This window comes from Vibrio porteresiae DSM 19223, from assembly GCF_024347055.1.
Taxonomy (GTDB): Bacteria; Pseudomonadota; Gammaproteobacteria; order Enterobacterales; family Vibrionaceae; genus Vibrio; species Vibrio porteresiae.
Map to the genome: position 1 here is coordinate 3,233,045 of NZ_AP024895.1, position 13,391 is coordinate 3,246,435.

Annotated in this window: 14 protein-coding genes; 8 read left to right on the forward strand and 6 right to left on the reverse strand. The window is 46.1% G+C overall.

Annotation, left to right across the window (positions count from 1 at the left end; translation table 11 throughout):
* The first annotated feature begins 6 nt into the window (after nucleotides 1–6).
* From lptB to mgtE, 7 genes are all read left to right on the forward strand, one after another.
* A complete protein-coding gene (gene lptB / locus OCV11_RS14715; protein WP_261893763.1) occupies nucleotides 7–732 on the forward strand; it encodes an LPS export ABC transporter ATP-binding protein in 726 nt (241 codons plus the stop codon).
* Between the two features lie 46 nt (nucleotides 733–778).
* Nucleotides 779–2,254 carry an RNA polymerase factor sigma-54 gene (locus tag OCV11_RS14720; protein WP_261893764.1) on the forward strand — a complete coding sequence of 492 codons (1,476 nt, stop codon included), beginning with the start codon at nucleotides 779–781 and terminating at the stop codon, nucleotides 2,252–2,254.
* Between the two features lie 23 nt (nucleotides 2,255–2,277).
* Nucleotides 2,278–2,565, forward strand: coding sequence for a ribosome hibernation promoting factor (hpf, locus tag OCV11_RS14725; protein ID WP_261893766.1), 288 nt, complete (start codon nucleotides 2,278–2,280; stop codon nucleotides 2,563–2,565).
* A gap of 2 nt (nucleotides 2,566–2,567) precedes the next feature.
* Complete coding sequence (gene ptsN / locus OCV11_RS14730; protein ID WP_261893767.1) at nucleotides 2,568–3,020, forward strand: PTS IIA-like nitrogen regulatory protein PtsN; 453 nt, start codon at nucleotides 2,568–2,570, stop codon at nucleotides 3,018–3,020.
* A gap of 14 nt (nucleotides 3,021–3,034) precedes the next feature.
* The gene (gene rapZ, locus OCV11_RS14735) at nucleotides 3,035–3,895 is read left to right on the forward strand and encodes an RNase adapter RapZ (protein ID WP_261893769.1); all 861 of its coding nucleotides are present in this window, start codon (nucleotides 3,035–3,037) and stop codon (nucleotides 3,893–3,895) included.
* 15 nt (nucleotides 3,896–3,910) lie between these two features.
* Nucleotides 3,911–4,189 (forward strand): HPr family phosphocarrier protein, encoded by a 279-nt coding sequence (locus tag OCV11_RS14740; protein WP_261893770.1) that lies wholly within the window; start codon nucleotides 3,911–3,913, stop codon nucleotides 4,187–4,189.
* Between the two features lie 117 nt (nucleotides 4,190–4,306).
* The gene (gene mgtE / locus OCV11_RS14745; RefSeq protein ID WP_261893771.1) at nucleotides 4,307–5,665 is read left to right on the forward strand and encodes a magnesium transporter; all 1,359 of its coding nucleotides are present in this window, start codon (nucleotides 4,307–4,309) and stop codon (nucleotides 5,663–5,665) included.
* Nucleotides 5,666–5,746: 81 nt separating this feature from the next.
* On the opposite strand, the gene pmbA is transcribed toward mgtE, so the two are convergent.
* A complete protein-coding gene (pmbA, locus tag OCV11_RS14750; RefSeq protein ID WP_261893772.1) occupies nucleotides 5,747–7,090 on the reverse strand; it encodes a metalloprotease PmbA in 1,344 nt (447 codons plus the stop codon).
* A 108-nt stretch (nucleotides 7,091–7,198) separates the two neighbouring features.
* On the opposite strand from pmbA, the gene yjgA reads away from it, so the two are divergent.
* Nucleotides 7,199–7,726 carry a ribosome biogenesis factor YjgA gene (gene yjgA / locus OCV11_RS14755; RefSeq protein ID WP_261893773.1) on the forward strand — a complete coding sequence of 176 codons (528 nt, stop codon included), beginning with the start codon at nucleotides 7,199–7,201 and terminating at the stop codon, nucleotides 7,724–7,726.
* 102 nt (nucleotides 7,727–7,828) lie between these two features.
* On the opposite strand, the gene thiQ is transcribed toward yjgA, so the two are convergent.
* From thiQ to mpl, 5 genes are all read right to left on the reverse strand, one after another.
* Nucleotides 7,829–8,533 carry a thiamine ABC transporter ATP-binding protein gene (gene thiQ, locus OCV11_RS14760; protein ID WP_261896314.1) on the reverse strand — a complete coding sequence of 235 codons (705 nt, stop codon included), beginning with the start codon at nucleotides 8,531–8,533 and terminating at the stop codon, nucleotides 7,829–7,831.
* Nucleotides 8,527–10,122 carry a thiamine/thiamine pyrophosphate ABC transporter permease ThiP gene (gene thiP, locus OCV11_RS14765; RefSeq protein ID WP_261893774.1) on the reverse strand — a complete coding sequence of 532 codons (1,596 nt, stop codon included), beginning with the start codon at nucleotides 10,120–10,122 and terminating at the stop codon, nucleotides 8,527–8,529. The genes thiQ and thiP overlap by 7 nt, the downstream gene beginning before the upstream one ends.
* Before the next feature lie 9 nt (nucleotides 10,123–10,131).
* Nucleotides 10,132–11,124, reverse strand: coding sequence for a thiamine ABC transporter substrate binding subunit (thiB, locus tag OCV11_RS14770; protein ID WP_373332830.1), 993 nt, complete (start codon nucleotides 11,122–11,124; stop codon nucleotides 10,132–10,134).
* A 258-nt stretch (nucleotides 11,125–11,382) separates the two neighbouring features.
* The gene (locus OCV11_RS14775) at nucleotides 11,383–12,018 is read right to left on the reverse strand and encodes a flavin prenyltransferase UbiX (protein ID WP_261893777.1); all 636 of its coding nucleotides are present in this window, start codon (nucleotides 12,016–12,018) and stop codon (nucleotides 11,383–11,385) included.
* A 3-nt stretch (nucleotides 12,019–12,021) separates the two neighbouring features.
* Complete coding sequence (mpl, locus tag OCV11_RS14780) at nucleotides 12,022–13,386, reverse strand: UDP-N-acetylmuramate:L-alanyl-gamma-D-glutamyl-meso-diaminopimelate ligase (RefSeq protein ID WP_261893778.1); 1,365 nt, start codon at nucleotides 13,384–13,386, stop codon at nucleotides 12,022–12,024.
* Nucleotides 13,387–13,391: the final 5 nt, after the last annotated feature.

Below are 13,391 nucleotides of genomic sequence, written 5' to 3' on the forward strand. Positions count from 1 at the left end.
TAAATTATGTCGGTACTAAAAGCGGAACACCTAGCGAAAAGCTACAAAAAACGCAAAGTTGTCTCTGATGTGAGCCTTGAGGTGAAATCAGGTCAAATCGTAGGTCTGCTTGGCCCAAACGGCGCAGGAAAAACCACTTCATTTTATATGATCGTGGGTCTTGTTGCTCGTGACGATGGCAAAATCTCGATAGACGACAAGGACATAAGTGTGTTACCAATGCACAGTCGCTCGCGAATGGGGATTGGTTATTTGCCTCAGGAAGCGTCGATTTTCCGTAAGTTGTCGGTTGAAGATAACATTATGGCTGTGCTACAAACTCGTGAAGAAATGACTCGAGAGCAGCGCCAAGATAAATTGGAAGACTTGTTAGAAGAGTTTCACATCCAACACATTCGCAAAAGTGCTGGGATGGCACTGTCAGGGGGCGAACGTCGCCGAGTAGAAATTGCTCGCGCGTTAGCGGCAAACCCTCAATTCATCTTGTTGGATGAACCTTTTGCTGGCGTTGACCCGATATCGGTCATTGATATTAAAAAGATAATTGAACACCTGCGAGATCGCGGTCTTGGCGTCTTGATCACTGACCATAACGTACGCGAAACACTCGATGTGTGTGAAAAAGCGTACATAGTCAGTCAAGGACGACTGATCGCAGAAGGTACACCTCAAGAGGTGTTAAACCATGAGCAGGTTAAACAAGTTTATCTCGGTGAACAATTCCGTCTATGATTGACGGTGGTGAACCAGATAACGAATTAAGGTAGTTGGATACTGAATGAAACCTTCGTTACAGCTCAAACTAGGTCAACAATTAGCAATGACACCTCAGCTTCAACAGGCGATTCGTCTGTTGCAGCTGTCTACGCTCGATTTACAGCAAGAGATTCAAGAGGCTTTGGATTCCAACCCTCTTCTTGATGTGGAAGAGGGTCCAGACGAAGTCATAGCCCATGACGACAACAAACCAGCTGCTAGCGAACACGAAGAGAGAGAGCCGAGCGCAGAAGTCACTTCCGAGCCAGAACCTCAAGACAGTTCAGATATTTTTGAAAAATCAGAAATCAGCTCAGAACTTGAAATGGATACCACTTGGGATGACGTGTATAGCGCCAACACAGGTAGTACCGGGCTCGCTTTGGATGAAGACACCCCTGTCTACCAAGGTGAAACCACGCAAACTCTCCAAGACTACCTACTCTGGCAATTAGACTTAACCCCTTTTAGTGAGACAGACAGAACCATCGCTTACGCTCTTATCGACGCTATCGATGATTACGGTTATCTCACTCTGTCATTGGAAGAGATTCTCGAAAACTTTGAAAATGACGACATTGAGATTGAGGAAATCGAGGCGGTTCGCAAGCGCATTCAGCAATTTGATCCCCTTGGCGCCGCTTCCCTTAATCTGCAAGACTGCCTTTTGCTTCAACTAGCTACCTATCCTAGTGATACCCCATGGCTAGAAGAGGCCAAGCTACTCCTTTCTCAGTATATTGATCAACTTGGAAACCGCGATTACAAACTCATTTTAAAAGAGGCTAAACTCAAAGAAGAGGAATTGCGTGAAGCGCTTCAACTGATACAACAGTTGGATCCAAGACCCGGTAGCCGTATTGCTGAAGATCACGCGGAATATGTGATTCCAGATGTCTCAGTGTACAAAGAACACGGCAAATGGATTGTGGCCATCAATCCAGATAGCGTTCCGAAACTGAAGGTGAATCAACAGTATGCGGATCTCGTGCGCGGTAATAGCAGCGAGAGCAACTATATCCGGACCAACTTGCAAGAAGCAAAATGGTTGATCAAGAGCTTAGAAAGCCGAAATGAGACTTTACTCAAAGTTGCCAAATGCATCGTTGAACATCAGCGCGATTTCTTCGAGTATGGTGAAGAAGCCATGAAGCCAATGGTGCTAAATGACGTCGCCCTTGCAGTGGACATGCATGAATCCACTATTTCTCGAGTCACCACTCAGAAATATATGCATACGCCGCGAGGCATATTCGAATTGAAGTACTTTTTCTCTAGTCACGTTAGTACCGATAACGGTGGAGAGTGTTCATCAACTGCGATTCGCGCACTGATTAAGAAATTGGTTTCTGCTGAAAACACAGCAAAACCACTCAGTGATAGCAAAATCGCGGCCCTACTTGCTGACCAAGGAATTCAAGTCGCAAGACGGACGATAGCTAAGTACCGAGAGTCGTTGGGAATAGCTCCTTCAAGTCAGCGTAAACGCCTGCTATAAGGCCTAACCGAAAAGGAAAGTCTATGCAAATCAACATTAATGGCCACCACATTGATCTTACAGATTCAATGCAAGACTACGTAAATTCGAAATTTGATAAACTTGAACGCTTTTTTGATCAAATAAACAACGTTCAAGTGATATTACGTGTTGAAAAATTACGCCAGATCGCAGAAGCTACGCTCCATGTGAGTCAAGCTGAGCTCCATGCGACAGCGGAAAGCGATAACATGTATGCCGCTATCGACGAGCTGGTGGATAAACTCGTACGACAACTTAACAAGCATAAAGAAAAGCTAAGTAGCCATTAATCATGCAATTAAGCGAAGTGTTGACACTGGACTGCACCAAGAGTGCGGTCCAATGTTCAAGTAAAAAAAGAGCCCTTGAAATCATTAGTGAGATCGCTGCCGAGCATACTGGTCAAAATGCCACAGAGCTATTTGAAAGTATGTTGAGCAGAGAAAAGATGGGCAGTACAGGTATTGGTAACGGGATTGCTATTCCTCATGCGCGTATGCCAGAGTGTGAACAAGCTGTCGCGATATTAGTGCAATGTGAAGAACCAATCGAATTCGACGCGATTGATAATCGCCCAGTCGACTTACTTTTTGCGCTTCTCGTTCCTGAGTCACAGTGCAAAGAGCACCTCAAAACCTTGTCCTGCATGGCAGAACGTTTGAATGACAAACAGACGCTCAAACAGCTTCGTGGCGCAACCAGCGATCAAGAGCTGTACGACATCATGGTTAGCCAACCACAATAAAACAGGACACCACCATGCGTTTGATAGTGGTCAGCGGTCAATCAGGAGCCGGGAAAAGTGTCGCGTTACGCGTGCTTGAAGATTTAGGTTATTACTGTGTTGATAACCTACCGGTTAACTTGCTTAATGCGTTTATCAAATCGGTACAAGGCAGCAACCAAAACGTTGCTGTGAGTATTGATATTCGTAACTTGCCGAAAGATCCTGGCTTGATTGAGCCTGTTTTGGAGCAGCTAAAACGACACAATGAAGTGAGTGTACTGTTTCTGGATGCTTCAGCAGAGACCCTACTCAAACGCTATAGTGAAACACGTCGTCTTCATCCCCTATCGCTGTCCGACACCAAAACGTCGTTAGCCAATGCGATAGAGATCGAAAAGCAGATTCTGGGTCCGCTCAAAGAGCAGTCAGACCATGTCATTGATAGTAGCAATAAATCCATTCATGAATTGAGTGAGTTGGTGCGCACCTATGTCGAAGGTCGCGAACGTAAAAAACTCGTGATGGTGTTTCAATCATTTGGATTTAAATATGGTATTCCTAGTGATGCCGACTATGTTTTTGATGTGCGCTTTCTGCCCAATCCACATTGGGAACCCGATTTACGTCCTTTAACGGGGTTAGATGCACCGATCAAATCGTTTCTCGAAAGTTATCCAGAAGTGATTGAACTCAAACTGCAGATTCAAAAATTTATTGAATATTGGCTACCTATGCTAGAAAAAAGTAACCGCAGTTATTTGACTGTCGCAATTGGCTGTACTGGTGGGAAACACCGTTCAGTCTACATCGCGCAGCAGCTAGCGGATTATTTTGCTCAGTTAGGAAATCAAGTTCAGCTTCATCACAATACGTTAGAAAAAGAGACACCTTAAGCCAAGGAAAGCGCTATGCCACAACTGAGTCGTACCGTATTAATTCAAAATAAGCTGGGGCTACACGCTCGCGCCGCCGTAAAATTGGTGGAACTCGCACAAGCATTTGATGCAGTGTTAACGATTCAGGGGCAAGATGGTAAAGAAGCTACCGCAGATAGCGTGATTGGTCTGTTGATGCTGGAATCCGCTCAAGGTCAGCCGATTACAATTTCTGCTGAAGGCTCACAAGCTGAACAAGCACTGGAAGCCGCTTGTCATCTTATCGAAGATAAATTTGAGGAAGAAGAATAATCCTCACACCATACTGATTAAAATATTTCCTACCTCTACTAAGATAATATTAAACATAATAAAAATTTCAGTTACTATTCTCGCACTATCTCATCACCAGCGAATTAGGGGGCATCAATGGCAGAGCAAATAGAATTCGATCAAGCTCACCAAACCCTCCATGAAATCACCCAGGCGTTAGAAAACGGTCGCTTTGTGCATGTCCGCAGACAATTGCAGGACATGGAACCTGAAGATATCGCGATTCTATTAGAAGCCTCCCCGCGCAAAGCGCGTGAAGTACTTTGGCAACTGACCGACCCAGAAGATTACGGTGAAATCCTCGACGAACTGGCAGAGGATGTCAAAGATGCTCTGGTGTCAAAAATGGCGCCCGAGAAACTCGCTGAAGTTACCGAAGGTATGGATACCGATGACGTAGCTTATGTCTTGCGTAGCTTGCCAGATGACCTTTCCCGAGAAGTCCTGTCACAAATGGACAGCTCAGACCGGTTGCGTGTCGAAATGGCGCTCTCTTATCCAGAGGATACAGCCGGCGGTATCATGAATACCGACGTTATCACTATCCGCAGTGATGTAGATGTTGACGTGGTATTGCGCTATCTGCGTATGAAGGGAGAGTTGCCAGAGCTAACCGATGCACTTTATGTGGTGGATAGCTCCAATAAACTGATTGGTCATCTTTCTCTTGCAGTGCTTCTCACTACGCAACCGGACATTCCGGTCGCAGAAGTGATGGAAGATGCCGATGAAGCAATTCGTGTTGATACTAAAGATTCCGATGTCGCTAGCCTGTTTGAACGTCGTAACTGGATTTCTGCCCCGGTGGTCGATGAAAACCAAGTGCTGGTTGGTCGTATCACCATCGATGACGTGGTGGACATCATCCGTGAAGATGCCGAACACTCAATGATGAGTATGGCAGGTATGGATGATGATGAAGATACCTTTGCGCCAGTCTTTAAATCCGCCCGTAAACGCAGTATTTGGCTCGGAGCCAACGTATTAGCCGCATTAGCAGCAGCCTCTGTTTCCAACATGTTCGAATCCACTTTAGAACAGATGGCTTCCGTTGCGGTTCTGATGACCATTGTCCCTTCTATGGGCGGGGTTGCTGGTAACCAAACCGTGGCACTGGTGATTCGTGGCCTTGCACTTGGTCATATCGGTAACAGTAACAAACAAGAATTACTGTACAAAGAAGCCGCTATCGGTCTGTTGAACGGTATTCTATGGGCACTGTTAATTGGTGCGATAGTGGTGGTTTGGAAAGGCAGCTTTATGCTCGGTGGCATTATTTCCGCCGCGATGTTAACCAACTTATTTGTTGCCGGTATCGCAGGGGTAACCATTCCTATCATTCTGAAGAAGATGAATATTGACCCCGCATTAGCCGGAGGAATGGCGCTGACCACGGTAACCGATGTGGTGGGATTATCAGCCTTCTTAGGGCTCGCTACCCTGCTGATCCGTTGAATGTTATCCGTCTAGATAGACACTAAATACAAAAAGCCGAACAATCATGTTCGGCTTTCTTTTTATCTAACGAGATCGCGATTATTCACCCGCTACTTTCATCTTATCGAGCAAGATAGAACCTGTTTGAATTTGTGAGCGTGTCTCTACATCAGAGCCTACCGCTACAATCTGTTCAAACATCTGCTTCAGGTTACTTGCTACGGTAAAGCCTGATACTGGGTATTGAATCTCACCGTTTTCAACCCAGAAGCCAGCCGCGCCACGAGAGTAATCACCCGTTACGATATTCACACCTTGGCCCATAACTTCAGTCACCAACAAACCAGTGCCTAGCTCTTTAAGCATCTGTTCATAGTTTTGACCAGTCGACTTCACAAACCAGTTATGAATACCACCCGCATGACCCGTTGGCGTCATTTTCATTTTACGCGCCGCATAACTGGTTAATAGGTAAGTGGCTAAAGTACCGTCAGTGATGATCTCGAGATCTTTGGTTGCAACGCCTTCGCTATCAAACGGTGTTGAAGCCAATCCACGCAAGATGTGTGGACGTTCACTGACATTAAACCACTCCGGCAAAATACGCTTACCTAAGTGGTCAACTAAGAATGACGATTTACGATAAAGGTTACCACCGCTGATAGCCATCACTAGATGCCCCATCAAGCCCGTTGCCACATCGGCAGCAAACATGATTGGGTAGTGGCCCGTTTTTACTTTACGTGCATCAAGGCGGCTAACTGTATTTTCTGCCGCCTTTAAACCCACCACTTCAGGTGACCATAAATCATCTTTATTACGAGCAACGGTATAACTGTAATCGCGCTCCATTTCACCATTAGCACCTTCACCAATCACACAACAGCTGATGCTGTGACGGCTTGAGGCAAAACTGGCAAGCAAACCATGGCTATTACCATAGACGCGCACACCATAGTGACTGTCGTAACTGCCACCATCACTTTGTTTGATCTTATTACTGTAAGCTAAAGCGATACGCTCAGCTTCAATCGCAATTTCTGCGGCTTTATCCGGATCAGGGACATCTGGGTGGAAAAGGTCCAAATCAGGGATCTCTTTCACCATTAACTCTTTTGGCGCTGGTCCAGCGTAAGGGTCTTCAGAGGTATAGTTAGCGATATCAAGAGCGGCTTGCACTGTCTGTTGAATGGCTTTTTCACTGAGATCAGAAGTAGAAGCGCTACCCTTACGTTGACCACGATAGACAGTAATACCCAAGGCACCGTCACTATTAAATTCGACGTTTTCTACCTCACACATACGGGTAGAAACACTCAGACCTGTACTTTTTGTAATGGCGACTTCAGCGGCATCAGCACTGTGTGAAGCCATCTCTAACGCTTTTGCGACAGCGGCTTCTAGCTCGACCCGCTGCGCAGCGACTTGCTGTTTTACATCCATATTTCATCCAAACTCTAAGGCATCGTATTCCTAGGATAACAAGAATTTCGCATTCTCCCCACGATTCTTGCTAAAATAGCTGACATAAATAACTCACTAGTGAAGAAAATGGCTCGTAAAAACCAAAAAGCTCCTTGGGAAGAGGAAGAAGAGATCATCTGGGTTAGTAAAACCGAGATGAAGAACGACATGACCGTACTGCAGAAATTAGGTGAAGAGCTTGTTGAGCTTAAGCCATCTGCACTGGAAAAGTTTCCTTTACCTGAAGACCTTGCAGAAGCAATTAAAGACGCTCAACGCTTTAAGAACGAAGCTCGCCGTCGTCAGCTTCAATACATTGGTCGATTGATGCGTAATATTGATCCAGAGCCTCTTCAAGCTGCTCTAGACAAATTACGTAACAAACACTCTCAATCCACCGCAATGCTTCATAAATTGGAAGAGTTGCGTAACCGCATCGTTGATGAAGGCGATAGTGCGATTGAAACTGTATTGGAACTTTACCCAGAAGCTGACCGTCAACGTCTGCGTCTACTTGCTCGCCAAGCTCGTAAAGAAAAAGAAGGTTCTAAGCCGCCGAAAGCGTCTCGTGAAATCTTCCAATTGCTTAAAGACCTGTACTTACAAGAAAAGTAAGTCGCAAGTTTGGTTGCAATACCAACCCAAGCTCAACAAAAAGGCCAGAATTCAATTCTGGCCTTTTTCTTTGTGCGATAAGCGTTCGCCGACAAGCTTGAATTAACTCCCAGCCTGAACAAACTGCGCCAAAGGAAGATAGGCATTATCGCTACTTAGAGCATCGATACTATCCACGACTTGTACTCGTCCATGGGACATAAACGCAAAGTCCGTTGCGATAGCACGTGCATCTGAAAGATGATGCGTCACCATCAACACACTCGCTTCCCTTTCCCGTGCCAAACGTTGCACCAAAGCTAACATCTCCTCGCGCAAAATAGGATCTAGAGCGGAAAACGGCTCATCAAGCAACCAAACAGGATGAGATTGCACAAAGCAACGGGCTAAAGCGACGCGTTGTCTTTGGCCACCAGAGAGCTGCTCGGGCAAACGCTCTAAAACGTGATCTAACCCAACTTGCACCGCCGCTTGTGCCACTTGTTGCCACTGCTGATCGGTTAACTTCATGCCTGGGTGTAATCCCAAGGCGATGTTTTGCTTTACGGTTAAATGAGCAAAAAGATTATGCTCTTGAAACAGCATGGCAAACGGGCGTTGATAAGGTGCTTTGCCGTTTAATCGCTCGCCATAAAAACAAATTTCGCCAAAGTTGGGCTCAATAAATCCAGCCACCAGACTGAGCAGTGTCGATTTTCCTGACCCACTAGGCCCCATCAACGCTAGAATACTGTCCTTAGTCATGGTTAAGTCAAACTCAAACCACTCTTGCTGGTACTCATACCGTACCCCGTCGAGCACTAGCATTGGCGACTCCGACTTTTCCACTGACATAACATCTCCACTAGATAGAACACACCAACGCTAAAGAGTAACAAAGTAAATGAAACAACGGCGGCAGCATCCATCTGATAAGAGCCAAGTAGTTGATACAAATAAAGCGGTAGCGTTAAAAAATCATCACTGCCAAACAGTGCCACAGCACTTAAATCTCCTAGAGACAGCAGAAAACTTAAACTCATAGCTTGAGCTATTGGAGCTTGTAAGGCACGAAATTCAACAATGCTTAGCCGTTGCCAACCTGTCATGCCCAAGCTAGCACAGAGAAACTGATACTGCTGCTGGATCTGCAATAGCGGTTGGCTCAGGGTTTTGATCACATAAGGTAGCGCCATTAAAGCATTAACCAACATCACGACCCAGTAGGCGTGACTAAACACATCCACACGATCACGCAGTAGAAGGAACAGCCCTGTGCTAATAACCAAACCTGGAGTGACCAAGATAATCGTACCAATCAACTCAATTCCCGTAGCTTGAGCGCTGCGCTCACGTAAACGTAATGCACGGCTGGTCAAAAGAATCCCAACACCAACGACACAAGCAAGCAGGCTAGCACCAAAGGCAACGCGAACAGAAGTCCACAACGCTTGCCAATATTCACTGCGGCTCAGTACCGACCAAAGCTGGTGATTTATTCCGCTAGATACAACCATCACCAGCGGTGGAACGACGAGTAACAGTACAAAACCGAGCCAGAATCCATCCCATAGCCGCAGCGCATTGGTCATTCGTAACCCGAAATTACCCGCATTACCGGCTTGATTGCTCACGGGTATCACTCGCGAAAACGAGTGCAACCCCCAATACAGCAAAGAACAAAGAACCATTTGCCAGATAGCGAGTAACGCGCCAGTCGGCAAATCAAAGTCGTACTTGATCGCCTGATAAATCGCAAGTTCAATGGTGGTTGATTTAGGTCCACCACCGAGCGCCATAACCGTGGCAAAACTGGTAAAACAAAGCATGAAGACCAATCCAGCGATATGCGGAATTTGCTCTCGTAACCGAGGCCATTCAACCCACTTAAATTTTTGCCAATAACTCATGCCTAAATGGGCACAGAGTTTATGCTGATCTTGCGGAATACCTTGTAAATTCTGCAGCATCAAGCGACTAGCATAAGGGAGATTAAAGAACACGTGTGCCAGTAGAATACCGCCCAAGCCATAAATATTGAAAGGCAAAGCACTGTCGAATATTGAGAATAGCCAAGCTAACCAACCACTTCGTCCATAAATCGCCAGCAAACCAAACACTGCCACCAGCGAAGGCAAAACCAAGGTCATCCCAAACAGTTTGAGCAACAATCCTCGCCCCGGGAAAGTGCGGCGATAACACACATGGGCAACCGGAATCGCCAACACGATACTGATTAAGGTAGAGAGTGAAGCTTGATAAAAACTAAACCAAGTCACGTGCAGATAATAAGAGTCCTGCACTATGGTGATTAATGAGAATGCAGACGTTTGCTGCAGCAGTGAAAACACCGCTGCAGCCACAAAGCAAACAACCAAGGCCGACAGCCATAGGCCAGTTTTAGGAATGGTATTCAAGTGAAGTTCCTAGCGCGAAACCGCTTGTTGCCACTCACGAATCCACGCTTTGCGATGGGTTGCCACCGTCTGAGGGTCAATACTAAGTGCCGCCTTTGGTTTGTCGAGCGTATCGAAACCTTTGGGCAGTTCAACCTGAGTCACCGGATACATCCAGTTTGTCGTAGGAATCACTTTTTGGAAGGCATCGGTTAGCATGAACTGCAAAAACTCATCCGCCAGTTTGGCGTGCTGGGTACTTTTCACCTTAGCTGCTACTTCCACTTGCATATAGTTGCCTTCAGCAAAATGCGCTGTCGCGTAATGGTCATTGTTTTCAGCAATAAGATGATAAGCCGGAGAGGTAGTATAGGAGAGCACCATATCAGACTCGCCTTTTAAAAACATGGAGTAAGCTTCAGACCACCCTTTTGTCACTGTGACCGTTTTCTTCGCTAACTGTTGCCAAGCTTTAGGAGCGCTATCGCCATAAACCTCCTTCATCCACAGCAGTAAACCTTGCCCAGGAGTCGACGTACGTGGGTCTTGGTAGATAACTTTGAGATCAGCACGTTTTTCGACTAATTCACGTAACGATTTTGGTGGCGTTGCCAGTTTGGTTTTGTCGTAAACAAATGCAAAATAGCCATAATCATAAGGAATGAAGGTACTGTCTTGCCAACCGTTAGGCAGGGTCAATCCGCTAAGGTCAACCGATGTCGAGGCAAAGAGACCGGTTTTGTTTGCTTCTGCAATCAGGTTGTTATCTAACCCAAGTACAACATCCGCTTTGCTGTGCTGACCTTCTAAACGTAGGCGATTTAAAATCGACACACCATCTTCTAGCGGTACCCATTTCAACTCACAACCACATTGGGCTTCAAAGGCGGTTTTGATGGCAGGTCCAGGCCCCCAATCGGAAGTAAAGGAATCATAGGTATACACTGTCAGCGTTTCTGGCTGGGCCAATGCAGCAGTGGAAAAGGCAATACAACTTAAGGTAGTAAAACTTAGGGTTGAAATAATAGAGGTTTTCAAGGCTCGCTCTCCTTTAATGTGAGCGGCACAGGCTTGAGGGTGGGTGCAATCAATTCGAAGTTCGATTTTAACAACCGCACTCAATTCCTACGCCAGCATTATCTGGTTCAGGTGTTTAATCACCTAATGAGTCATCTCACTGAAGTGATTAACGGGTCCCGGATATCGTCCGATCTCAGCCTCGCGTAAACGCGTAGCCCCCCGATGAGTGCCAAGGATTGTAAAGCGAAATAAAATAATTCGCTACTGTGTTGTTTGGGAATTGTAACCCCAACGTTCCATTAATTGCTGATCGATGCCGAGATGATCTAACACTCGAGCCACCATGAAATTGATCATGTCATCAATGGTCTGCGGCTGATGATAAAAAGCGGGAGCCGCAGGCATGATAGTGACGCCCATTTGTGATAACTGGTACATGTTACCAAGATGAATGGTGGAAAATGGCGTTTCCCTTACCACTAAGAGTAACTGCCCCTTCTCTTTAATCACCACATCAGCGGCCCGTTCAATCAGGTTATCTGACATGCCATGGGCGATAGCTGCGACACTGCCAGCAGAACATGGGCATACCACCATCTGTTTGGGAGCAGCAGAGCCAGAAGCCACAGGAGAGAACCAGTCTTCTTTACCACACACCACCAACAGATCAGGATTGCAGCCTAACTTTTTAACTAATGCGCGTTGCGCAGCGTCTGGCGCCGCTGGAAGTTTTATACCATGCTCCGTCGCCAGTACGACTCGCGCCGCCGATGAAATCAAAAGATAGACTTGGTACTGAGCTTCAATCAGACACTCTAACAAGCGCATGCCATAAGGCGCACCTGAGGCTCCAGTCCAAGCGAGAGTAATACGTTTTTGCGCTACTGAATCAGCCATGAATCATGCCCTCTCTTTTGCCTGCAATGCCGCCAGTAATTTGCCATGAATACCACCGAAACCACCGTTACTCATAACCAAAATCTGATCGCCAGACTTAGCTTCTGCCGCTATCATTGACACTAACTGGTCAATATCAGCGCTCACCATAGCCGTTTGTTCACAATGGTCAGCCACTTCTTGTACCGACCATGGAATAGAATTAGGTTGGAATAAAAAGACTTCATCAGCACAATGCAGTGATTGAGCTAACGTGGCTTTGTGCACACCTAACTTCATTGTTGCTGAACGAGGTTCGAGTACCGCCAAAATACGCTTTTCCCCCACTTTATTACGCAGACCTTGAAGCGTGGTTTCAATTGCAGTTGGGTGATGAGCAAAATCATCGTAAACCGTTACACCAAATGCCTCACCTTTGCATTCCAAGCGACGCTTAGTATTCACAAAAGTAGCCAACGCCTCACAGGCTAAATCTGGCGTCACACCCACATGGCGCGCCGCGCCGATTGCCATTAGCGCATTTTGCATGTTGTGATCGCCGACCAGATCCCATTTCACCGTGCCGACGATTTCATTTTGAAACAGCACATCAAATTCGCTGGCATCAAGGCTACGTTTTTGCGCTTTCCATGCACCTTCAGCACCAGAAAACTCAGTTTCACTCCAACATCCACGACGTAAAACATCCGCTAATGCTTTATCTTCACTCGGTGCAAAGATACGACCATTACCCGGAACCGTTCGCACTAAATGGTGAAATTGGCGCTTAATCGCTTCAAGATCATCGAAAATATCAGCATGATCGAATTCAAGGTTATTCATCACCAAGGTTCTTGGATGGTAATGAACGAACTTAGAACGCTTATCGAAAAAAGCACTGTCATATTCGTCTGCTTCAACGACAAAAAACATGCTTTCGCCAAGCCTTGCAGAGATACCAAAGTTGCCAAGAACGCCGCCGACCAAAAATCCCGGCTGATATCCACAAAAATCGAGAATCCAAGTAAGCATACTTGAAGTCGTTGTTTTTCCGTGAGTCCCCGAAACGGCCAAAACCCAACGGTCATACAATAGATGTTCTTGTAGCCATTGCGGCCCCGAGGTGTAACGTAAGTTGTGGTTAAGCACATATTCTACGCACGGATTACCGCGACTCATTGCATTACCGATAACCACTAAATCTGGCTGAGGTTCAAGCTGAGACGGATCAAATCCTTCAATAATTTCAATACCCTGCGCTTCTAACATTGTACTCATCGGTGGATAAACATTGGCGTCACATCCCGTGACTTTATAGCCCATCTGACGAGCTAAGGTTGCCAATCCACCCATAAAAGTTCCACAGATGCCCAAGATATGAATATGCATAAAAA